Genomic DNA, 21,406 nt, shown 5'->3' with positions numbered 1-21,406 from the left:
CTTCTTTAAATGAAAATTCACTTTATCGATTTAAGAAAGAAAGCTTGTTGTGCGTCACTTCGTGATGGTCAAAGATATGCATCCAACCATCATAGATATCCCGGCGATACACAGTGCTGCCGGTATTAAAATAGAGGGGAATCTCAGGTACATCTTCTGCCAGCGCTTCCTGAATTGCCATGATGCTTGCTTTTCGTTCCTGCTCATCCATTATGGTGATTTGCCGGTTCAATTCAGCCGTCAACCACTCATTTTCATAACCAGGGACCCCATCTGACCAGTTAAAAGCATCTGGTGCAAAACGATCCCTCAGATAATCTGCATCTCTGGCCCAGCCTCCATGTCCCGTAAGGCCGATTTCATAGGCTCCTTCCGCCAACCGCTGGTCCCGGGTATTGCTGTCCACTGACTGAATGGTCACAGTGATTCCTACTGCTTCCAGATGCTCTCGAATCAGCTCTCCCATGCGCACTTCCTGGTTTTGTCCTGTCAAAAGAGTAAAAGAAAGTTCTCCTGGTTCATACCCGGCAGAGGCCAACAACGCTCTGGCAGTTTCCGCATCGGGCGCGTAAGGATTCAGGTTCGTATGGTACCACCGGTGGTCGGGAGGGAGAATCCCCATACTGCCAGGAAGGGCGGCTCCTCTGGCAATTTTCTCCACCAGATCTTGTCGGTCAATGGCATAGGCCAAAGCCTGACGCACTTCACGCTGCTGTAGCTCAGGGCGTTGCTGTAGATTCATGCGCAGCCGATAGCCCCATACGCCTGGCACATCAATCAGGCCATAGACCGACTCGTCTGAAAAGCGCTGGATGACATCCACCGGTATACTCGCCAAATGAATGTCCCCATTTTCCAAGGCGAGAACTTCATCACTCACAGGCACAAACTCAATGACATCCACTGCCTGAGACGGTCCCCAGAAATCATAAAACGCTTCCAGTCGATAGGTGCCGTGCTCTGCGTCATAGTGGGTCAGCTGATAGGGACCTGTCCCAATGACACCTTCGCTGCCGGTGAGACTTTCAGGATCTGTCACACCTTCCCAAATGTGCCGGGGAATGATCTTCAGCGCTGTCAGTTCTTCTGTATAGTTGGCATAAGCTTCTCTCAGGTAAATCTCCAGGGAGTGGTCATCCACCTTTCGAACATCTTCTACAAAGGCATCATCTGTCAGTAAGCCTCCATAGCCCACAGGGGGAAATGCCTTGCTGTATGCCAATGTAAACAGCACATCATCTGCGGTGAAAGGGGTGCCATCATGCCAAATCACGTTTTCCTGCAAGTACAGCGTCAGCAAAAGGCCATCCTCACTGATTTCCCAGTCTCGGGCCAGCCATGGAACAAATCCATTTTCATCTTTTTCCACCAATCGATCAAAAATTAGATTTACCTTGTAGCGCCCAGGCCCTCTGGAATGGGTGGTATAAGGCTGGGGATATCCGTAATCTCCTCCCGACAGACGCACAACCACCGGCTCATCAGATGCTTCATCACCTGGATGGTTCTCTTCATCGGTAACTTCCATCACTCTGTCAGATTCTCCCTGTGGGGTTGCAGGAGATGCACTGTTACTGCATCCTGTTAATATCAACATCATTACCATTAATCCCATCACTGTCAAATCGACGATAACGCGCACCTGCTGTTGATGAACACTATTCTTTTTAATGAACTGCATCCATTTTCCTCCTTTGATTGCCGGCGCCTTCTGTTTCCTTCGCTGAAGATCTGATGACTGCCGGCTGCTGGCTGCTGGCTGATGACTGCTGACATGCCACGTGTTGATTGAATGCTTATTGAGAATTTCCGCAGCATCATTTTTTTATGCCTTCAATGATTCGCTGCCGTGTCATGCAGGCTGTTGGTTTCATTCATGTCCATATAAAGCGCCAGTGCAAATAACGTGTCTGATAATCGATTCACATAGGTGAGCACCAGATCACTGACTTCTTCTTCCCGGGTAAGCCACAGAATACGCCTTTCCAACCGCCTGCAAACAGTGCGGGCCACATGAAGATGCGCTCCGGGCAACGATTCTCCTGGAATAACGAAACGGTGAATGTCTGGCACCCGACTCATGAACACGTCAATGATTCTCTCCTGCCTCCATATATGTTCCTGTGTCACCACCGCTTTCAATTTTTCTGGGTTTCGGGTTGCCAGTTCCCCCCCCACCACAAACAGTTCCAACTGAATGTCTGTCAGTACTCTGACAACCTCTTCATTCTCTATGCTTTCTCTGGCAACACTGATGAAGCTGTTTAACTCATCCACTGTTCCGTAGCATTCCACACGGCTTTCGTCTTTAAAGATGGGGTCGCCATTCCACAGGCTTGTTTCACCGTTGTCTCCTTTACGCGTGTATATTTTCATTTTCTGTGCCTCCATTCCATTTGCTGAACAACACAAAAAAACCCATTTCCGCAAGTCATGAAAAAGGGTTTTGGCCAACACAAAGCATCTCTTTGGCGTTTCCTCCTTTCCATCTTCCGTGGAAAATCTGGAGCATTTCACGGCAGGTCTCCTGGCTTTGCGTCATCGATGAAATATCTCCTTCCCATTACCCGCAGGCAACAGTGGTTCTGATATTTCTCTCAGCATTACAGTGGCGGGACCGCGTGGGATTTTCACCCACTTCCCTTTTAGCCCGTCTGGTTGTTGACGGGCACCGTAAAACAATCATTCAATTAAGTCGATGGTACCACAGGCCTTCTCAAAAGTCAAACAGGCTTGGAAATCACCAGACAGAACACGAATCTTCTTTGATATGCAGAAACCCCTGAAAATACTGGTTTTTTAACCAATATCTTCAGGGATTTCATTGTTTTTTAACACTTTTATCAACCGTTCTTCTGCTGCATCCATGCTTTGGATGAGGAGGATCACTACTAAAGTACTCACCATACAACCGCGTCTGGGAGTGGTTATTTTGTGTTGAGATTATTTTATTGAACCGATGGATTTACAGTGTCACGCCAGTCTTAAAGATGGCAATTTCCCGGATACCGTTCTTTTCGTGATTCAGTTTCTCTCCGCTGGCCACTGCCACCACGTAGGCCACAAACTCAGCCAAAAGTTCATCCATGGTGTGTTTATCCAATAGCGTACCTGCATTAAAATCAATCCAATGGGGTTTCAATTGGTGGATGGCACTGTTGGAGGATACCTTCATGGTGGGGACGAATGAACCGAAAGGAGTTCCCCTGCCGGTGGTAAAGAGCACCATGTGACAGCCGGAAGCTCCCAGGGCAGTAGCTGATACCAAATCGTTTCCCGGTGAGTTCAGCAGGTTCAGTCCCGTTTTTTTCAGACGCTCCCCATATTTCAGCACATCCACTACCGGTGATTTGCCGCCTTTTTGGGTGCACCCCAGAGATTTATCTTCAAGTGTGGTGATGCCCCCATCTTTATTCCCCGGAGACGGGTTCTCATATACCGGTTGCTTATGTTCGATGAAATAATTTTTAAAGTCATTGATCAGATGAACAATGTCATCAAAAACAGCCTCTGAGGCTGCCCGACCCATGAGGATGGTTTCTGCTCCAAACATTTCTGGCACTTCTGTGAGTACTGTCGTGCCGCCACGGCTGATCAGGTAATCGGAAAATGCGCCAAGCAGTGGATTGGCTGTGATGCCGGAAAATCCGTCGGACCCGCCGCACTTAAGACCGATCTTCAGCTCTGCCAGCGATGCTTCCTCCCGCCGGTCCTGAAGCATGGTCTCGTAAAGAGATTTGAGCATCTCCACGCCAGCCTGAATTTCATCTCCCACCTTCTGGGTCACCAAAAACTTCACCCGTTCATCATCCACCTCACCCAGAGCTTCCCGAAATGAGTCGATGGTGTTGTTTTCACACCCAAGACCCAGCACCAGCACGCCGCCGGCATTGGGATGTTTCACAAGATTGGTCAGAATGGTGCGGGTGTTTTCCAAATCATCGCCCAATTGAGAGCAGCCGTAACTGTGCTTGTACACATGCACATGATCCACTTTTTTCAAGTCCACTTCTTCTCCCAGCTGGTTGATCATCATTTCAGCAATGCCATTGACACAACCCACAGTGGGTACAATCCACAGCTCGTTGCGGATGCCAATAAGGCCGTTTTTCCGACGGTAACCCTGAAAGGTGGCAGGGCCATCAATGGTGGAAATGGTTTCCTGTTTTGGCTCATAAGTATAGCTGATGGTACCAGAAAGATTGGTTTTCATGTTATGGGAGTGAACCCAACTGCCCGGGCTAATGGGGCTAACGGCATGGCCGATGGGATACCCATATTTAATAATATGCTCACCGGCCTCAATGGCAGTGAGCGCAATTTTATGACCCGGCTGAATATCTTCCTGCAACAGGATTTGCCTGTCGTTAATGGCTATGGCTTCTCCAGCTGAAAGCGGTTTCAGTGCCACAACCACGTTGTCCCGGGAATGAATTTGCATGACGGGTTTCATTTCAGCACCTCCTGAAGGGCTTCCGCATAGGGTTTGGTCGTAATGGTTTTCAAGTGACTTACCAGACCCTGGGCAAGTCCCTTTACCTGATTCAGGTCTCGGCCCCAGATTGATTCCATGGCCAGCACCTCGGTCACCAACTGTTCCAGAGAGATTTCGTGATTTTCCCAGGCTTGCCACTGTTTAGAAAAGGCTTCCAGCACATGGAGATCATCTGACAGTGGAATGATTTCGTCGCCCCGCTTACCTCGATAGAAATAAAGCAGGGAGGCAAATGAAAAGAGGATTCTGGCAGGCAGGTTTTCACCTTTGGCGGCATAGTCATTCAAGGTGGGCATGAGACGTGTGTTGAACTTACTCATGGAATTCAGAGAGATACTCAGCAACTGGTGACGGATAAAAGGATTTCGGAAACGATCCAGGATACTGTCGGCATACGCTTTCACTTCTGCCGCCGGCATGGGCACCATGGCCGCAATTTCTTCATACATCACTGCGGCCACAAAAGCTCCGGTAATGTCATTCTCCACAGTTTCCCCAACGGTTTCAAGCCCATAGAGGTATCCCACAGGAACCATGGCCGTATGCGCTCCGTTGAGAATGCGCACTTTACGCTCACGATAAAGGGCAAGATCGTCTACAAAAAGCACGTTCATCCCCAGTTGATCCGCCGGAAAAATATCCTTAATCACATCAGGCCCTTCAATCACCCATAGATGATACCATTCTGACGTCACCATGAAGGGGTCGGTATATCCCATTTCTTTTTCAAGGGTGGCTGCCTCGTCGACAGGATAACCAGGAACGATACGATCCACCAGTGTATTGTAGAAAATGTTGTATTTCTCCACCCATTGTATAAAAGCAGGTTCCAGCTGCCAGCGCTTTGCCAGTTTCAACACAATTTCTTTCAGTTTGCTCCCATTTTCTTCAATGAGTTCGCAGGGAAGATGCAATAGTCCTTTTGACGGATCCCCCTTAAAAGTCTTGAAGCGATGATACAGCAAAGCGGTGAGTTTGCCTGGAAAAGAGCTTTGGGGGCGATCTGACAGCTCATCAGTTTCGCTGTAGACAATCCCAGCCTCAGTGGTGTTGGAAATCATCAGCTTCAAATCAGGAGCTTCTGCCAGCTTTAAATAGGCATCATAATTCTCATAAGTGTTGACACCCTCCTGCAGGCAGTCGATGACAGTGATCTCCTGCTTCAGCTCCCCCTGGTGGATTCCTTGGGTAATAAGAGTGTAAAGGCCGTCTTGTGCCATCAGTTCTTTTACTTTTTGGCTGTTGCGAGGCTGTACCACAGCAACACCCATCCGGCAGTTCAGTTCGTGATTCATTCGATGAATCATCCAGTCGGCAAAAGCCCTTAGAAAGTTGCCTTCTCCAAATTGAATGACTTGAATGGGATGTCGGGTGGGGTTGGAAAGGTGTTCATGATTCAATCTCATGGAAGTTCCTCCTGTTCTTCTGGCTAATGATCTCTTACATCAAAAATGCTCAGGAGAGCCCCTTAAAGCGCTCCACCTAAGCATTTTTTCTAATCAAAACGAATCAATACTTTCAGTTTATCTGCGGGGGATTGCACCAGTGCTTCAAAAGCCTGAATGGAATCCTGAAAAGGATAGACATGGGTGACCATGCTTTCAATCGCCACAGCCCCAGACTTCACCAGCTCAATCAGCGGCTTGAAATCATGAAGGCTGTTGCGGGAACCAAATACATTCAGTTCTTTTTTCAACAATACAGAGTGGTTGAAGGTGGTTTCACGGGAACCGTTACCAATGAGAGAAAGCTTGCCGCCAAAGGCTGCTGCCTCAATGGCATTGAGAAAGCTTTCAGGAATTCCAGCCGCTTCCATCACTGTGTCCATACCATCGCCGTTGGTCCATTCCCTGACTGCATCCATCAGGTCCCGTTCTCCCAAATTTACCACGTCAGTGGCTCCCAATTGCAGGGCGTGGTCAAGACGTGTCTGATTAAAATCTGCCACATACAGCTTGGCACCTCTCAGTCTGGCAGAAATCATGGCGAAGATCCCAATGGCGCCGGCTCCCAGCACCAACACTTTTTCACCTGCCTGAATATCTGCCCGGTTGGCGGCATGGTACCCGATGGTGAAGGGCTCAATAAGAGCTAGATTTTTGGCATCCAATCCATCGCCAGGATAAATGCGTTCAATGGGCATCACAATATACTCTGAAAAAGTGCCGTCCCGTTGCACACCCATGGTTTCGTTCTGTTGACAGCAGTTCACCAGACCACGGCGGCAGGAATAGCAGGATCCACAGTTGAAATACGGGTTAGCAGTGACCTGCATCCCCACTTCAAGGGCTGCTTCATTGGGCTCAATGGCTGCAATCTCAGCTGAAAACTCATGACCGGGAATACGGGGATAGGTGGCAAAAGGCTGGTTGCCGGTGAAAGTGGCGATATCAGAGCCGCAAATACCACAATAGTTTACTTTTAGCAGTGCCTCGCCTTTTTGGGGAATGGGCACTGTTTTTTCCACAATTTGAATACTGCCGGGTGCATCAATATGCACCACTTTCATTGTTGCTTCCATGGGATTCTCCTCTGCTTGTATGGTTTCTTATAAAAGTTACTATTATCGAATTTTTGCCTTGGCTGCACCAATGGCATTTTCAAGATGTTCAGTAATGGCGCTGGTAATTCGCTGAGGTTCCCGGCTGATGAGGGCTTCCAATATGTCCATGTGCTCTGGTCGCGAGCGTTTTTCGATGTCTTCTTCCACCACCGTTGACAGCGCCCGAATCCGATAATCCCGGTCATACACATGGTCCATGAACTGGCTCAGTTGTTCATTCTGAAGGCTGCTGATCATATATTGATGAAAACCCAGATCCAGCTCAAAATACCGCTCAAAACAGGCCCGCTCGGGACAAAGTTGAAAGGCCTCAAAAGCACTCGCCCACTGCTGCAGTTCTTTCAGCGTCATGTTGGCATTTCCCTGCACGGCGGCCTGGGGTTCAATCATCATGCGAATCTGAAAAACTTCCTGAATGTCTTTAAAGGACACCGGCGAAACAATCATCCCCTTGCGGGGATAGATGGTGATAAAGCCCTCTTCACTGAGGCGCAGAATGGCTTCGCGTACAGGAGTTCGACTGATGCCCATCTCCAGGGCAATGTCATTCTCCGAAAGAAGGCTCCCAGGCATTACCTGACACTTGATGATCTGATCTTTCAGGTGGTGGTACGCCTGTTCCTTTAAGGGCAGCTTGGGGGTAGTTCTTACGGCTTCAGCTGGTTTCATGGGATCACCTTTTCTAGTAAATTAGATTCACAAGCCCCAATGAGAAGATGGGGAAGAATGTCAGCAGCATTAAGCAAGTGAACAGGAGGATGTAAAAAGGTACCGCCTCCCGTATGAAATCACTGATCCGGCACCGGGTGATGCCACAGGTGACGAACATGAGGGTTCCCATGGGAGGGCTGAGAGCTCCAATTGCCATATTGAAGATGAAAACCATGGCAAAGTGAATTTCATGAATGCCATAAGCCGCTGCCACCGGTGCCAGTAAGGGCACCAGTACAATCATGGCCGCATTTCCCTCTATAAACATACCCACTGCAATCAAAAATACATTCACCATCATGAGAAACAGGTATTTGTTATCCACATTGCTGACGATAAATTCGGTGATGGTTTGAGGCACCCGTTCCCGGGTGAGAATCCAAGCAAAAGCTGAAGCAGCACCTACGATGATCATGATAGACGCGGTGCTGGTAATGGTTTCTTTCAACCCCTTCAGAAAATCCCGCAGGTTCATTTCCCGATAAACCACACCCAGCATCAAGGAATAGACAATGGCCACAGAACCAGCTTCGGTGGGAGTAAAAATACCCAGGCGTATTCCCCCAATAATGATGACCGGAAGCATCAGAGGCAGTACTGCCACACCAATGGCTTTGGTCAGTTCATTGCCGGCAATCATTTTCTCCCGCACCGGTTTGTATCCCCGTCGTTTTGACAAAAAAGAAACCAGCATCATCAGCGAAATGGTCAGGAGAACACCCGGGCCAATACCGGCAATGAAGAGCCGCCCGATGGATACATTGGCAATGGAGCCATAGAGAATCATGGCGATGCCTGGAGGAATCAAAGGGGTGACCATAGCGGAGGTAGCGGTGACCACCGACGAAAATTCGTTGGAGTAACCTTTTCTGACCATTTCCGGCACCAGCATTTTGGATTGCATGGCCGCATCTGCCAGGTTGGAACCGGAAAGACCACCCATCAGAGCTGATAGGAGGACGTTCACCTGGGCCAGGCCGCCGCTCATATGACCGGTAATAGCTTCGGCAAACTGCATGACCCGTTTGGAAACACCGGAATAGTTCATGAAAACGCCTGCTGCAACAAAGAAAGGAATAGCCAGCAGGGGAATACTCTCAATGCCGGCAATGACGCGCTGGGCAATGATTTGGGGCGGTACACTGGGAGTATTGATGAAATAGATCAACGAGCCTGCCAGTACTGAAACAAACACCGGAACTTTTAAAAACAATAAGAGCAGCAACACGAGAGCCGAGAGGCCCACTACGCTGATTTCCATTACGCGTCACCCTCCTTTCCAACAATCATCGGTTTAAATACCTGTGTATATGTGGCAATGGAGTAATTGATGATCATAAGCACGCACCCGATGGGAAAAGCAGCATAAATCAGGGTGTAAGGAATCTTGAAGATATTGGTGAGACGGTTGGTCTGCCCCATCTGCTGCACCAGACTCCAGCCCTGAATCATAAAATAGCCGAGTACAAGAACAACCGCTATGTAAATCAATATCTCCACAATTTTTCGAAGTTGTTGGGGGAAGCGATCCACCAGCATGTCAATCGCGACATGACTGCCGGTTCTAAAGGCGGCACCGGCACCAAAAAAAACGATCCATACAAAACACATCAGCTGTACTTCTTCCAGCCAGACCAGCGGACGGTTCACAAAGTAGCGCATAATGACACCGGCAAAGGTAATGGTTACCAATACCAGAAAGGCAGCTCCGGTTAAAACCAGATCCAGATTCAGCAGATAATTCAGTGGCTTGTTTTTCACCATCATCCTGTCCTTCCATTTAAACCGGGAAAGCGGGTTTCCCCCGCCTTCCCGGCTGATTGATTACAGATTATGAATCACAGTCTACTGCATGGCTTCTTTCACTGTTTCATAAAGACCTTCTGACCAGATGGAAGTAAACTCAGGCAGTGAGTAAAAGACTTCGGCAGCGGCCGCAAACTCGTCAATATCCACTTCAATCACTTCAACACCTTCGTCAATGAACAGTTGCAGGGTTTCTTCCGTTGCTTCGTCAGCCAGCTCATTATTGAAGAATCCGGCTTCATTGCCAGTCTCCATCAACCATTGCTGTTGCTCAGCTGTCAACGTGTTAAAGAACTGCGTGCCGGTAATCCAGGTGGTAAAGTTACGCACATGCCCAGTCAGACTCAGGTATTTGGCAACTTCATGGAACTTGCCGTTATAAAGCACCGGCAGCGGATTTTCAAGGCCGTCAATGGTTCCCTGCTGAAGAGAAGTATATACTTCGCCCAGGGCCATGGGTGTGGGCGCTGCGCCCAGCACTTCAAAGCCTTTGATTTGGATGGTGTTATTGGGAACACGAATCTTCATGCCCTGAAGATCTGAAACCGTACGCACCGGACTTTTGGTGAGGGTGTGTCTGTCGCCGTATTTCCAGTTGGATGAGAGAATTTTCAGTCCCTGGTCTTCCAGCAGTGCTGATTGCTCCGCATACCAGTCGCTTTCGATGAGACGCCAGGCATCATCCCATGAGGGGAAAATGAATGGTCCGAAGACAATTCCAAAGTCTGGTACACCACGATCTGCGTAGAAAGCACCATCAGCCAGGGTAATGACTGAAGAACCTGCCAGCATCTGGTCAATGATGTCATTCTTGGAACCCAGCTGACTTGAAGGGAAAACTTCCATCTTCATATTACCACCACTGCGTTCTTCCAGCAACCGGGCCCATTCATTCACAGCCAGGTCCACCGGCTCACCAGGATGGTTCTCATATCCAATTTGAATCACAACAGGTGCTGCAGCAGCAGGGGTATCAGCACCACCTGCACTTTCACTTTCGGCTGGGGCAGCCGGAGACGCCGGGGCCGGACTCGAGCAGGCTGTTACCATTGCCAGTGCCAGAAACAACAACAGAATGGCAGTCATACGTTTTTTCATACGTCACTCTCCTCTTTTTTGATAATGTCATCACTGATATTCTTGTAATATATCAGTGATATATTACAGTCTAATGAATTCGTTTTCCTTTGTCAAGCCCAAAGAACTTAATTATTTATTTAACAACTCATTCAGGGATTTTAAGGCTGTATGTACCTGCTGTGATGTATTGAAATATCCAAAACTGAACCGCACTGTTCCTGTAGGAAAAGTCCCCAAAGTTTGATGCGCCCGTGGAGCGCAGTGCAAGCCTGATCGGGTGGCAATCCCATAATCCTTCCCCAGTCGGTGGGCCAGTTCTCCCAGATCCATATGCTGCGTGGTGATGGAAACCACAGCCGTTCGCTTAACCAGATCGAGAGGTCCAACCACCTTCACCTGAGGAATCGTGCTAAGCCCTTCCAGAAATTGCTGCGTTAGTGTCATTTCATGATGGTGGATGGCGTCTATTCCTGTTTTTTTGAGCCAAATCAGCGACGCATGAAGTCCGTAAATTCCCGGCAGATTTAACGTGCCGGGTTCAAACTTATCCGGTAAATGCTGAGGCTGCACTTCTTCTTCAGAAAAGCTGCCGGTACCACCCTCCAGTAATGGTTGTAGTTTCTGGCTAAAATCTTTGCTCAGCCAGACACCTCCAACACCCTGAGGACCATAAAGACCTTTATGGCCGGTGAAACAAACAGCTGCCGGCTCCAAATTTATCACATCAATGGGCAGGACGCCCGCTGTCTGAGCTGCATCAATGATCAAATCAAGACGATATGTGCGGCAAAAATCAGCTGCCTTCTGAATGTCCAGTACACCGCCACTAACGTTGGAGGCATGGGTCATCACCACGGCTTTTGTGTGGGGTTTACGCATTGTTTCAAGGGCATCACCCTGTAAAATGCCTTCTGTGGTACAGGGAACACAAGAAAATGTGACACCTTTTTCCAACAGGGCATTGAGGGGCCGCATCACTGCATTGTGTTCCATGGAGGTCACCAGCACATGGTCACCTGGTTTGAGGAACCCTTTCAAAACCAGATTCAGGCTTTCTGTGACATGACGGGTGAAAATGATTTGCTCGGGTTCAAGGCTGTTAAACAGCGCTGCCGCCATTTCGCGTGTTTCATACACCACGTCTCCGGCATCAAAGGCACTGGCATAACTACCCCGATTCACGTTCCCACCAACCTGCGTGATGTAATGGAACATGGATTCTGCAACCTCAGGGGGCTTTGGAAAGGTAGTCGCCCCATTATCCATATATATATTCATAAAATAGCTCCTCTCGTGCTTTTGATATGTCGTATCTGCCTCTGTTCGATTCGTACTTGAATCTTTTGGTTCAAGCTGTTTTTCAACTTTACCTCAATCATATCAAATAAGCGTTCTTCCTTTGATAGATATTTTAAATCCATTAACGCATTTCCATCGAAAACCTCGATTTAACTTCCCTTAGAGAACTTGGTATGATGAAGATGACCCTGGTTATAATATTATCAAGTTCATTTTAAAAGGAGGAATCATTTTGGACAGTAAGAGAGGTTTGTTGGCAGCAGGAGGTGTGGTTGGTCTATTATCAGTGTTGCTGGTGGTTTTTGGAAACCCGGCGAACATGGGCTATTGCATAGCCTGCTTCATTAGAGACATTGCCGGCGGTGTGGGCATGCATCGGGCAGATGTGGTTCAGTATGCCCGGCCCGAAGTCATGGGGCTGGTGATTGGTGCGTTCATTATGGCAAAATCACGGGGTGAATTTGCGTCAAAGGGAGGTTCCGCTCCATTTATCCGCTTTTTTCTTGGTGCCCTGATGATGATCAGCGCCCTTGTTTTTCTGGGATGCCCCCTGCGAATGGTCTTACGTCTTGCCGGCGGCGATTTAAATGCACTTCCCGCAACAGGTGGCTTTGTAGTGGGTATTGCCATCGGCATCTTTTTTCTGAACAGAGGTTATAATTTGAAACGGAATTATACCCTGGCCAAGTCTGAAGGCTATGCATTTCCCTTGGTGAATGTGTTGCTGCTTGTTGTTTTAATCGCTTTTCCCGGCGTTCTTTTTTTCAGTGAGAACGGTCCCGGCTCCATGAGAGCACCTCTTTTCATTGCCCTGGCTTCCGGTTTGATTGTGGGAGCTCTGGCACAACGCACCCGGCTATGCACCATGGGTGGCATCCGTGACATTATTCTCTTTAGAGATAATCTTTTGTTTCTTGGATTTGCCGGTATTTTTATAGTTGCTTTTGTGGGCAACCTGGTGACAGGCAACTTTAATCTGGGCCTTGCAGGTCAACCGGTGGCACACACCGAAACCCTCTGGAACTTTCTTGGAATGCTGGGTGTTGGATTTTCTGCCGTACTGCTGGGTGGCTGCCCGTTACGTCAGTTGATTCTTGCTGCAGAGGGCAACACTGATTCCGCCATCACAGTGATGGGATTGCTGGTGGGTGCCGCTTTTGCCCATAACATGTCACTGGCCTCCAGCCCTGCAGGAGCCACTCCCAATGGGAAACTTGTGTTGATCATTGGCCTGGCCATTATGGCAGGTATTGCCTATTTGAATTCAGATCTGGCGGTTAGTACTGCTAAAGGAGGTGTAAATGTTGAATAGCATTGATGCGCGTGGTTTATCCTGCCCTCAACCGGTTCTTCTCACCAAAAAAGCAATTGATCAACAACCCACAGACCTGACAATCCTGGTGGACAATGAGACTGCCAAGGGAAATGTCTTGCGTTTTTTGCAAAATGCAGGTTATACTGTAGACATTGATATGTCTGAGGACACTTACCAACTTCAGGCAAAAAAATCCTGAAGGGACGTTTTGAATGAAAGAATACATGGTATTGTTCTTCACCCATTCCGGCGCCATTAAGTTTAAACGCTTTGCCAAACGGGAAGGTTTCTCCTGTGAGTTGATGCCAGTTCCCCGCCAGCTTAGCTCTAACTGCGGTGTGGGAGCAAAGATCACTTATGAGGGACCTTGCGAAGAACTGGCAGATGAAGAAATCGAAAAAATATATCTCGCTGCATCCGATGGTTATCATTTGGTATTTACCAGCGACACATAACATACCTTCTCTCAACCCTCCTATCTGTACGGGAGGGTTTTTTCTTTACCTTTGGTTTTTTATTGTGATATGGGTAAAATTCTTATGTAAATGGTATTGCTTTTTGAGAGAAGTCATTATAAGATACAAGTAAGGTTTCACAAAGCAAATCATAGTTTCATATTATGAACCTTTTAAGTTGAAAAGGAGGCCATTTAATGAGAAGATATGAAGTGCTTCAGCGCATTGAAGCAGTGGGCGTGGTCGCTGTGGTACGTGCTGAAAACAGCGAACATGCACGCAAAATTGCCCTAGCCTGCATGGAAGGCGGCATTGATGCCATTGAAATCACTTTCACCGTGCCGGGAGCTCACAAGGTCATTGAATCTTTGACTGAGGAGTTTGGAGATCGTCTGCTGGTGGGTGCAGGTACTGTGCTTGACAGCGAAACAGCCCGCATCGGTATTTTAGCAGGTGCCAAGTATGTGGTGAGCCCTGCCTTTGATGCTGAAACTGCCAAGTTATGCAATCGATATCAAATTCCTTATATGCCTGGCTGTATGACACTGACAGAAATGATTCAGGCCATGGAAGCCGGTGCCGATGTGATCAAGGTTTTCCCCGGAAGTCTGGGCGGCCCTGACTTCATCAAAGCAGTCAAAGGACCACTGCCACAGGCGGTTTTGATGCCCACCGGCGGCGTGAGTCTTGAAAATGTTGACAAATGGATCAATAATGGGTGTATTGCCGTCGGCGTGGGTGGCAATCTGACCAAAGGCACACCGGAAGACATGACCAAAGCCGCACAGGCTCTGGTGGCAAAAGTCAGGGAAGCCCGAGAGCAGTAACGCACAAAATCTTCCCTGATTTCGAACACAAACCATTCGTCAAACGACCCTTTCAAATCATCTAAGAAGTTATTTCAAATCGATGAAAACCCGCTGGAGCGGTATCCCATTTATGGAATGATAAGGAGGAAAATGTAATGAAAAAAGTAGTCACTCTTGGTGAAATCATGCTGCGCCTCTCCCCCCCCGGTTATCAGCGTTTTGTTCAGGCTGAGTCTTTCGATGTTGTCTACGGCGGCGGGGAAGCCAACGTAGCCGTTTCATTGGCCAACTATGGCTACGATGCTTATTTCGTTTCCAAGCTGCCAAAGCATGAAATCGGCCAGGCAGCCGTCAATCACCTGCGACGCTTCGGTGTTCATACTGATTATGTTGCCAGGGGCGGCGACCGTGTGGGCATCTACTACCTGGAATCCGGCGCTTCCATGCGTCCCTCCAAGGTGGTTTATGACCGAGCCGGTTCTTCCATTGCGGAAGCAACTGTTGAAGATTTTGACTTTGATGCGATTTTCAGCGATGCTTCCTGGTTCCATTTTTCCGGCATTACGCCTGCCTTGGGCGAAAAGGCAGCTGCTTTGACAGAAGCAGCACTAAAAGCCGCTAAAAAACATGATGTGACTGTTTCTGTTGACCTGAACTACCGTAAAAACCTGTGGACTCCTGAAGAAGCCAAAGCTGTCATGTCCAATCTGATGCAATATGTGGATGTGTGCATTGGTAATGAAGAAGACGCTGAGAAAGTCCTTGGCTTTAAACCCGGTAAAACTGATGTCACTTCCGGCGATCTGGAACTGGCCGGTTATCAAGATATCTTTAAGCAGATGAAAGAACAGTTTGGATTCAAATATGTGATCAGCTCACTGCGCAAGTCCTACTCGGCTTCCGACAACGGCTGGTCGGCCTGCGCCTACGATGGTAATGAGTTTTATCATTCCCGGGAATATGATGTGCGCATTGTTGACCGGGTTGGCGGTGGTGATTCCTTTGCCGGCGGTATCATTTACGGTCTTCTGGAAGGCAAAAACTTCAAGGATGCCCTGGAATTTGGCGTGGCCGCTTCTGCTCTGAAACACACCATTTTCGGCGACTTCAACATGGTCACTGTTCCCGAGGTGGAGAACCTGTTAAAGGGCGATGCTTCCGGACGCGTGCAGCGCTAATCTGCTGATTTGCACGTTGATCTGATTTATCGACAGCAATCTGAGCAACCCATAACCAACACGCAGGCTTACCAACCCCCTTCTCTTTTCTCTATAAAGGCCAACCCCTTCATGCTACGGGGTTGGCCGATTTTTTATTGCTGTTTAATTCTATCTTTCAGTTACTCCTCTTCGGCCAACTCAAAAGCTTGCCCGATGGCTTGAATGGCTTTCGCTTCGTCTTCTTCTGCCAGTACCCATGAAATATTAATTTCAGAAGTGGTCACCATCTTAAGTTCAATCCCGGCTCCCTCCAGTGCAGCAAAAACGTTGCCCGCCACACCTGAATGGGTGCGCATACCCAACCCCACGATGGACATTTTCACGATGTTTTCGTTAATATCCCAGTGAATAGCATCGTCCTCTGCATGCCAGGTTTCCATGAGGCTACGTGCCACCTGCACATCTTCCCGGGGAATGGTGAAGCTGACGTACATGCGTTGATTCCCATTCATCATCTGAGAAATCATATCCACATTCACTTCTTTTTCTGCCATCTCGGAAAAAATACGACGCAGGCTCTTCATGCCCGCCGGCAGATTCATCAAGGTGACCTGGACATCTGATCGACTGGATGTCATCCCCGTTACCAAGCTCTCTTCCATTCCTTCATTGCCTCCATTCACAACCCAGGTTCCCGGCTGATCGCTGAAAGTCGACGCCAGATACAATGGGACTTGAAATTTATGCGCTAGTTCCACTGACCGGTGATGCAATACACCGGCACCCAGGCTGGCCATTTCCATCATTTCTTCAGAGGTGATATAATCCAGCTTTTTTGCCCCCGGCAGCTTGCGGGGATCCATGGTATAGATCCCTTCCACATCAGTATAGATCTCACAGGTTGCCCGCAGCTTGGCTGCCAGCGCCACAGCCGAGGTATCGCTGCCACCTCTTCCCAGTGTGGTGATTTCCTGGTTTTCCGAAACTCCCTGGAAGCCTGCCACCACCACCACCTGATTTTGCGCCAGGGCCTGGTGAATACGACTCACGTCAATATCCAAAATGCGGGCTTTTTGATGCAGTGAGGTGGTCTGAATGCCCAGCTGGGGGCCTGTGAAAGAAACCGCCGGTTGTCCCTGATCCATGAGGGCCATGGCCAACAGTGAAATACTCACCTGTTCACCGGTGGTCAACAGCATATCCATTTCCCTGGGGGCCGGATTGTCGGTGATCTGACGGGCCAGCTCAATAAGACTGTCGGTGGTTTTTCCCATGGCTGAAACAATGACTACCAGCTGATGTCCCTGGTTCTTCTTCTGAATCACGCGGTTTGCCACCGCTTTGATCCGTTCAGGCGTGCCGACAGAGGTGCCTCCGTATTTTTGAACAATAATACTCATGGTCTATTCCTCATTCAACTGACGCAGTGCATCCACCAGCCCGGTTTTAGAGCGGGTCTGATCGTCAATGGTTTTGATGACTCTGGCGGGTGTACCGGCCACCACCACACCTGCAGGCACATCTTCAGTCACAATGGCACCGGCTGCCACCACAGAACCTTCACCAACACGCACACCCTCCAGAATCACTGCATTGGCACCAATCAGTACATTATCTTCAATAATCACCGGAGTGGCTGAGGCAGGCTCCACCACGCCGGCCACCACGGCACCGGCACCCAAATGGCAGTTTTTGCCAATGATTCCCCGTCCTCCGACCACTGCATTCATGTCGATCATGGTGCCTTCACCAATCACAGCACCAATATTGATGACCGCACCCATCATGATAATGGCATTGGGCTGAACTTCCACTTTTTCCCGAATGATAGCCCCTGGCTCAATACGAGCCTGCAATTTCTTCGTATCCAATAGCGGTACACCGGATAGATTGCAGTCGTTCTCCACCACCAGATCTTCAATGTCTTCTCCCTGTTCTTGTAAGAAAGTTTCCACCGGCTTCCAGTTACCGAACAACACGCCGGCTTCACCGCTGATGAAGGCTTTGCCGGGGAATTTCTCCCAGTCGATGGTGTCCAGTTTTCCTTTGACATAGACTTTCACGGGTGTTTTTTTGACACTGTTTTGAATGTATGCGATGATTTCCTGTGCTTCCATTATTTCCCTCCATTATGTCAGATCATCCACCTTATAAGATGATCCACGTCTTATAATTTCTCATCTCAATTCTTGCTTTAGTTCATCCCACTTCTTGTATACGGTTCATTTCATGTTTTCAATATGCTTATTTCTTTCTTCGAGTTGCTCCCTTAAAGCCCTAACACATGGGTCATGTCATAATAGCCAATGTCAGCTCCCACCACATACTTGGCAGCTTCCAGGGCCCCTTTGGCAAAGACAGACCGGTCATGCGCTTCATGCACCAGGGTGAGACTCTCCAGTTCATGAATAAACCAGGCTTCGTGACGGCCTACGATGTTCCCTCCCCGAAGGCTGTGGATACCGATTTCTCCTTTTTGCCGGGGAGCTTCTCCCACACGGCCATGAACATGAGGATGTTTCGCACCCAGGCCGGCTTCAATGGCTTCTATAATGGTGCAGGCACTGCCGGAGGGAGCGTCTTTCTTGCGGTTGTGGTGGGCCTCCACCACTTCAATGTCCACAGAATCTTTCAATATGGATGCTGTCTTTTTCACCAGTGAAAAGAGCAGGTTCATTCCCAGCGACATGTTGGTGGAATACACCAGCGGTATCTTTGTGGCAGCCGTCTGTATTTTGGCAATCTGCTCTTCCGAGTATCCAGTGGTGCCAATCACCAAGGGACATTGTCGCTTCAGACAAAAGTCCAGCACAGCATCCAATGCCCTGGGATTTGAAAAGTCAATGACCACATCGGCCTTCAGATGTTCTGAATCCACATCATCATGGGATCCAATGCCTTGAACCTGTCGCCAAAAGGGGTCTTCTTTGGCCATTTTGATCATCATTTGCCCCATCTTTCCTGTTTTTCCCCACACCAGCAGGTGCATGACCATTCCCCCTTTACTGGATGATATTCAGCCGAAGCATTTCTTGTTTCAGTTGTTCCATGTTGGCCGGCTCCATGGGTGTCAGGGGGAGCCGCAGTTCATTGGCCATCATCCCCATGAGGTATAGTGCTGCTTTAATGGGAATGGGATTGACTTCCATAAACAACAGGTTGAACAGTTTTTTGGTTTTTACCTGCAATTGGATAGCTTCTTCAATGTGGCCCGCCATGAAAGCTTCACACATGGCTTGGGTTTCGCCGGGAATCATATTGGCCATCACAGAGATCACACCATGGCCTCCAACAGAGTAAATCGGCAGAATATTATCGTCGTTCCCGGACCAAATCATGAAATCTGCCGGCACCAGCCGTTTCATTTCCAGCACCTGGGAAATATTGCCGCTGGCTTCTTTGATTCCCACAATGTTCTTCACCTCCGCCAGGAGCGCCACCGTGGCAGGTTCAATATTAACTCCGGTACGGCTGGGAACATTATACAGTACCACCGGCACATCAACAGCTTCGGCAACGGCTGTAAAATGAGCCACCAGGCCATTTTGTGTGGCTTTGTTATAGTAAGGCGTCACTACCAACACGCCATCAGCACCCAGCGCTTCCGCCTGTTTGGCATACTTGACGGCAATCGCCGTGTTATTGCTGCCAGCACCGACTATCACCGGCACTTTTCCCTTTGCCCTTTTAACCGTCAAATGAACCATGGCTTCACGCTCAGCTTCATTCAGGGTGCTGGCTTCCCCGGTTGTCCCCAGTACTACCAGGCACTGAATGCCTTTTTCCAGCTGAAAATCCACCAGCTGTCCGTAGGATTCCAAATCCACTTCCCCATTTTTGAAAGGTGTCAAAATAGCAACCCCTGCTCCTTTAAACATGATCATGACCTCCCCTTCCCCTTATCATCATTGGCACATCTTAAACAGCTTTCATTTCTTCCATTTTCTCCAAAATCTGAACGGCATTGGTGGCCGCGCCTTTTCTCAGATTGTCTGCCACCACCCAAAGCGACACTGTTTTGGGATCGAAAAGATCTTTTCGGATGCGTCCCACGCAGGTATCATCTTTACCAGCGGTGAAAAGGGGCGTGGGATATACCAGATTGGAAAGGTCATCCATCACCATGACTCCCGGTGCCTGTACCAGTAACTCCCGTAATTTTTCCAGGTCTGGCTCTTCATGGAAGGTAACTGTAATGGACTCGCTGTGACTATAAAAAACCGGTACACGCACCGCGGTGGCATTCACTTCAATGGTATCATCCTCTAAGATTTTCTGAGTTTCGTAAACCATTTTCAGCTCTTCTTTGGTGAATCCATTTTCATTGAACACATCAATATGGGGCAGGCAATTGCCTGCAATGCGTTTCGGATATACCTGAGGCAGTGCTTCCGGATCTTGCAGTTGTTTCTCCAGTTCCACAATGGCTTTATGACCGCTGCCGGAAACCGCCTGATAAGTCGCCACCACGATTCGCTTAATGCCAAAGACACGGTGGAGGGGCGCCAGCGCCACTACCATTTGTATGGTGGAGCAGTTGGGGTTGGCAACAATCCCCCGGTATCCTTTCAATGTGTGGGGATTCACCTCTGGCACCACCAGGGGAATACCTTCGGTCATTCGCCACTGGGAGGAATTATCGATAATGATATTACCTGCTTCCTGGGCAATGGCGGCATATTTCTCCGACACGCTGCCACCGGCTGAAAACAGCAGATAGTCAAAAGACTCCTTCATGGTTTCCGGGGTCAACAGTTCTATGATGATCTGCCGGCCTTTCCAGTCAATCAACTGACCGGCGGTTCTTTCTGAAGCGAAGCATCTTAAAGAATCCACCTGTATTTTTCTTTCTGCAAGTGTTTCCAGCATTTTTCTTCCGACGGCACCTGTTGCCCCCACCACACCGATGTTAAGTCCCAAATTGAACGCCTCCTTTTTTGTTTTAAAAAACTCCCGGGATTTCCCCCGGGAGCTCTTCGCACGACAAACGACAGGACCAGCCGCAACATGAATCATTGACGGGTACTGGCCATTCCATTCATAGGCGAATAGCACTCCATGGGGTATCCCATGACAGTGGACGGATTCTTCACCCGATCCCCCAGATTACGAAAAGGGTCTTTTTCGCTCTCTTCGGCACTTTGACCTTTAACACTCCGGCATCGGGAAACCCCTCCCTTTTCATCCGGGTGCGACTCATTCGCGGTGCAGCCTCTATTCTTTACATCATTCAGTTGTCATTTAAATCAACCATTGGTTTGGTTAATTAAACCTGTCTCATAGTCTACCACATGCATAAAAATACTGTCAACCATTATTCTCATCATTCTTCGTATTGATGGCAGCGTTATTCATCAGGTGATATCGCTAATTGAAAAAATGATCTTCCAATCGCTTCTCTAGCGCCGATGGCCACGATCGTCATCAGCATCGTCGGCATCGTCTCGATTTTCACTTGGTACAACCGGTTGGATTGATTTTCTCTCAAGGAGCCGATCCATTTTTTTCTGTATCAATCGGCGGCGGGCTGCTGTTCCTTCAACATCTATCTGCCAGGTGCCATCTTCAAGTGGAATGATCAGATCGCCTTCCACCACATTGACAGGCAACAAGTTCCGATTTATTCTTAACCATCCGGCATGCGTTTCAACCACAGCATCCTGTCCTTCAAAACGATCGATGACCCTGATCGCCTGGTTCCAGCCTGCCATTT

Annotated in this window: 21 protein-coding genes and 2 riboswitches; of the genes, 5 read left to right on the top strand and 16 right to left on the bottom strand. The window is 48.7% G+C overall.

Annotated elements, in window-relative coordinates; genetic code table 11:
* Positions 1–22: 22 nt before the first annotated feature.
* The 10 genes from AAIG11_RS04135 to AAIG11_RS04090 all read right to left on the bottom strand — a co-directional run bounded on the left by AAIG11_RS04135 (position 23) and on the right by AAIG11_RS04090 (position 11,933).
* Positions 23–1,681 carry an ABC transporter substrate-binding protein gene (locus AAIG11_RS04135; protein ID WP_343185012.1) on the bottom strand — a complete coding sequence of 553 codons (1,659 nt, stop codon included), beginning with the start codon at positions 1,679–1,681 and terminating at the stop codon, positions 23–25.
* A gap of 152 nt (positions 1,682–1,833) precedes the next feature.
* Complete coding sequence (locus tag AAIG11_RS04130; RefSeq protein ID WP_343185011.1) at positions 1,834–2,376, bottom strand: cob(I)yrinic acid a,c-diamide adenosyltransferase; 543 nt, start codon at positions 2,374–2,376, stop codon at positions 1,834–1,836.
* Between the two features lie 124 nt (positions 2,377–2,500).
* Positions 2,501–2,691: riboswitch (cobalamin riboswitch) on the bottom strand.
* Positions 2,692–2,965: 274 nt separating this feature from the next.
* Positions 2,966–4,453 (bottom strand): UxaA family hydrolase, encoded by a 1,488-nt coding sequence (locus tag AAIG11_RS04125; RefSeq protein ID WP_343185010.1) that lies wholly within the window; start codon positions 4,451–4,453, stop codon positions 2,966–2,968.
* On the bottom strand, positions 4,450–5,901 hold the full coding sequence (locus AAIG11_RS04120; protein ID WP_343185009.1) for a tagaturonate reductase: 1,452 nt from the start codon (positions 5,899–5,901) through the stop codon (positions 4,450–4,452). Before AAIG11_RS04120 ends, AAIG11_RS04125 begins: the two co-directional genes overlap by 4 nt.
* A gap of 89 nt (positions 5,902–5,990) precedes the next feature.
* Positions 5,991–7,016 (bottom strand): zinc-binding alcohol dehydrogenase family protein, encoded by a 1,026-nt coding sequence (locus AAIG11_RS04115; protein WP_343185008.1) that lies wholly within the window; start codon positions 7,014–7,016, stop codon positions 5,991–5,993.
* 42 nt (positions 7,017–7,058) lie between these two features.
* Positions 7,059–7,727, bottom strand: coding sequence for a GntR family transcriptional regulator (locus AAIG11_RS04110; RefSeq protein ID WP_343185007.1), 669 nt, complete (start codon positions 7,725–7,727; stop codon positions 7,059–7,061).
* Positions 7,728–7,740: 13 nt separating this feature from the next.
* Positions 7,741–9,030 (bottom strand): TRAP transporter large permease, encoded by a 1,290-nt coding sequence (locus AAIG11_RS04105; protein ID WP_343185006.1) that lies wholly within the window; start codon positions 9,028–9,030, stop codon positions 7,741–7,743.
* The gene (locus AAIG11_RS04100) at positions 9,030–9,533 is read right to left on the bottom strand and encodes a TRAP transporter small permease (RefSeq protein WP_343185005.1); all 504 of its coding nucleotides are present in this window, start codon (positions 9,531–9,533) and stop codon (positions 9,030–9,032) included. Before AAIG11_RS04100 ends, AAIG11_RS04105 begins: the two co-directional genes overlap by 1 nt.
* 81 nt (positions 9,534–9,614) lie before the next feature.
* Positions 9,615–10,673, bottom strand: a complete 1,059-nt coding sequence (locus AAIG11_RS04095) for a C4-dicarboxylate TRAP transporter substrate-binding protein (RefSeq protein WP_343185004.1) — start codon at positions 10,671–10,673, stop codon at positions 9,615–9,617.
* Between the two features lie 111 nt (positions 10,674–10,784).
* Positions 10,785–11,933, bottom strand: a complete 1,149-nt coding sequence (locus AAIG11_RS04090; RefSeq protein ID WP_343185003.1) for an aminotransferase class V-fold PLP-dependent enzyme — start codon at positions 11,931–11,933, stop codon at positions 10,785–10,787.
* A 253-nt stretch (positions 11,934–12,186) separates the two neighbouring features.
* Between AAIG11_RS04090 and yedE the strand changes: the two genes are divergently transcribed.
* The 5 genes from yedE (at position 12,187) to AAIG11_RS04065 (ending at position 15,711) form a co-directional block, all read left to right on the top strand.
* On the top strand, positions 12,187–13,266 hold the full coding sequence (yedE, locus tag AAIG11_RS04085; RefSeq protein WP_343185002.1) for a YedE family putative selenium transporter: 1,080 nt from the start codon (positions 12,187–12,189) through the stop codon (positions 13,264–13,266).
* Positions 13,256–13,468 carry a sulfurtransferase TusA family protein gene (locus tag AAIG11_RS04080; RefSeq protein ID WP_343185001.1) on the top strand — a complete coding sequence of 71 codons (213 nt, stop codon included), beginning with the start codon at positions 13,256–13,258 and terminating at the stop codon, positions 13,466–13,468. Before yedE ends, AAIG11_RS04080 begins: the two co-directional genes overlap by 11 nt.
* 13 nt (positions 13,469–13,481) lie before the next feature.
* A complete protein-coding gene (locus AAIG11_RS04075) occupies positions 13,482–13,724 on the top strand; it encodes a putative Se/S carrier protein (RefSeq protein WP_343185000.1) in 243 nt (80 codons plus the stop codon).
* Between the two features lie 197 nt (positions 13,725–13,921).
* Positions 13,922–14,551 carry a bifunctional 2-keto-4-hydroxyglutarate aldolase/2-keto-3-deoxy-6-phosphogluconate aldolase gene (locus AAIG11_RS04070; RefSeq protein ID WP_343184999.1) on the top strand — a complete coding sequence of 210 codons (630 nt, stop codon included), beginning with the start codon at positions 13,922–13,924 and terminating at the stop codon, positions 14,549–14,551.
* Positions 14,552–14,688: 137 nt separating this feature from the next.
* Positions 14,689–15,711 (top strand): PfkB family carbohydrate kinase, encoded by a 1,023-nt coding sequence (locus AAIG11_RS04065; RefSeq protein ID WP_343184998.1) that lies wholly within the window; start codon positions 14,689–14,691, stop codon positions 15,709–15,711.
* Between the two features lie 161 nt (positions 15,712–15,872).
* Here AAIG11_RS04065 and AAIG11_RS04060 read toward each other — a convergent pair whose 3' ends face one another.
* From AAIG11_RS04060 to AAIG11_RS04035, 6 genes are all read right to left on the bottom strand, one after another.
* Positions 15,873–17,093: an aspartate kinase gene (locus AAIG11_RS04060; protein ID WP_343184997.1), complete on the bottom strand. Its 1,221-nt coding sequence runs from the start codon at positions 17,091–17,093 to the stop codon at positions 15,873–15,875.
* A gap of 3 nt (positions 17,094–17,096) precedes the next feature.
* A complete protein-coding gene (gene dapD, locus AAIG11_RS04055) occupies positions 17,097–17,810 on the bottom strand; it encodes a 2,3,4,5-tetrahydropyridine-2,6-dicarboxylate N-acetyltransferase (protein WP_343184996.1) in 714 nt (237 codons plus the stop codon).
* A gap of 152 nt (positions 17,811–17,962) precedes the next feature.
* The gene (gene dapB, locus AAIG11_RS04050) at positions 17,963–18,682 is read right to left on the bottom strand and encodes a 4-hydroxy-tetrahydrodipicolinate reductase (RefSeq protein ID WP_343184995.1); all 720 of its coding nucleotides are present in this window, start codon (positions 18,680–18,682) and stop codon (positions 17,963–17,965) included.
* Between the two features lie 13 nt (positions 18,683–18,695).
* Positions 18,696–19,571 carry a 4-hydroxy-tetrahydrodipicolinate synthase gene (gene dapA, locus AAIG11_RS04045; protein WP_343184994.1) on the bottom strand — a complete coding sequence of 292 codons (876 nt, stop codon included), beginning with the start codon at positions 19,569–19,571 and terminating at the stop codon, positions 18,696–18,698.
* 40 nt (positions 19,572–19,611) lie between these two features.
* The gene (locus AAIG11_RS04040; RefSeq protein ID WP_343184993.1) at positions 19,612–20,613 is read right to left on the bottom strand and encodes an aspartate-semialdehyde dehydrogenase; all 1,002 of its coding nucleotides are present in this window, start codon (positions 20,611–20,613) and stop codon (positions 19,612–19,614) included.
* A gap of 121 nt (positions 20,614–20,734) precedes the next feature.
* A riboswitch (Lysine riboswitch) is annotated at positions 20,735–20,918 on the bottom strand.
* 174 nt (positions 20,919–21,092) lie between these two features.
* Entirely contained in the window at positions 21,093–21,404 is a 312-nt protein-coding gene (locus AAIG11_RS04035; protein ID WP_343184992.1) for a DUF3006 domain-containing protein, read from the bottom strand.
* Positions 21,405–21,406 lie beyond the last annotated feature (2 nt).

Origin of the sequence: Anoxynatronum sibiricum, assembly GCF_039414295.1 — a bacterium.
Taxonomy (GTDB): domain Bacteria; phylum Bacillota; class Clostridia; order Peptostreptococcales; family Tindalliaceae; genus Anoxynatronum; species Anoxynatronum sibiricum.
Note: the sequence above shows the minus strand (reverse complement) of the source record. Positions and strands in the feature narration are given on the sequence as shown.

Excerpts from the sequence above, each read along its gene's own strand:
- AAIG11_RS04090 (WP_343185003.1), bottom strand. The coding sequence starts at position 11,933 with ATGAATATATATATGGATAATGGGGCGACTACCTTTCCAAAGCCCCCT.
- AAIG11_RS04060 (WP_343184997.1), bottom strand. The coding sequence starts at position 17,093 with ATGAGTATTATTGTTCAAAAATACGGAGGCACCTCTGTCGGCACGCCT.
- dapA (WP_343184994.1), bottom strand. The coding sequence starts at position 19,571 with ATGTTTAAAGGAGCAGGGGTTGCTATTTTGACACCTTTCAAAAATGGG.
- AAIG11_RS04135 (WP_343185012.1), bottom strand. The coding sequence starts at position 1,681 with ATGCAGTTCATTAAAAAGAATAGTGTTCATCAACAGCAGGTGCGCGTT.
- dapD (WP_343184996.1), bottom strand. The coding sequence starts at position 17,810 with ATGGAAGCACAGGAAATCATCGCATACATTCAAAACAGTGTCAAAAAA.
- dapB (WP_343184995.1), bottom strand. The coding sequence starts at position 18,682 with ATGCACCTGCTGGTGTGGGGAAAAACAGGAAAGATGGGGCAAATGATG.
- AAIG11_RS04080 (WP_343185001.1), top strand. The coding sequence starts at position 13,256 with ATGTTGAATAGCATTGATGCGCGTGGTTTATCCTGCCCTCAACCGGTT.
- AAIG11_RS04110 (WP_343185007.1), bottom strand. The coding sequence starts at position 7,727 with ATGAAACCAGCTGAAGCCGTAAGAACTACCCCCAAGCTGCCCTTAAAG.
- AAIG11_RS04125 (WP_343185010.1), bottom strand. The coding sequence starts at position 4,453 with ATGAAACCCGTCATGCAAATTCATTCCCGGGACAACGTGGTTGTGGCA.
- AAIG11_RS04095 (WP_343185004.1), bottom strand. The coding sequence starts at position 10,673 with ATGAAAAAACGTATGACTGCCATTCTGTTGTTGTTTCTGGCACTGGCA.
- AAIG11_RS04075 (WP_343185000.1), top strand. The coding sequence starts at position 13,482 with ATGAAAGAATACATGGTATTGTTCTTCACCCATTCCGGCGCCATTAAG.
- AAIG11_RS04130 (WP_343185011.1), bottom strand. The coding sequence starts at position 2,376 with ATGAAAATATACACGCGTAAAGGAGACAACGGTGAAACAAGCCTGTGG.
- AAIG11_RS04035 (WP_343184992.1), bottom strand. The coding sequence starts at position 21,404 with ATGGCAGGCTGGAACCAGGCGATCAGGGTCATCGATCGTTTTGAAGGA.
- AAIG11_RS04120 (WP_343185009.1), bottom strand. The coding sequence starts at position 5,901 with ATGAGATTGAATCATGAACACCTTTCCAACCCCACCCGACATCCCATT.
- AAIG11_RS04115 (WP_343185008.1), bottom strand. The coding sequence starts at position 7,016 with ATGGAAGCAACAATGAAAGTGGTGCATATTGATGCACCCGGCAGTATT.
- AAIG11_RS04065 (WP_343184998.1), top strand. The coding sequence starts at position 14,689 with ATGAAAAAAGTAGTCACTCTTGGTGAAATCATGCTGCGCCTCTCCCCC.
- AAIG11_RS04100 (WP_343185005.1), bottom strand. The coding sequence starts at position 9,533 with ATGGTGAAAAACAAGCCACTGAATTATCTGCTGAATCTGGATCTGGTT.
- AAIG11_RS04070 (WP_343184999.1), top strand. The coding sequence starts at position 13,922 with ATGAGAAGATATGAAGTGCTTCAGCGCATTGAAGCAGTGGGCGTGGTC.
- AAIG11_RS04105 (WP_343185006.1), bottom strand. The coding sequence starts at position 9,030 with ATGGAAATCAGCGTAGTGGGCCTCTCGGCTCTCGTGTTGCTGCTCTTA.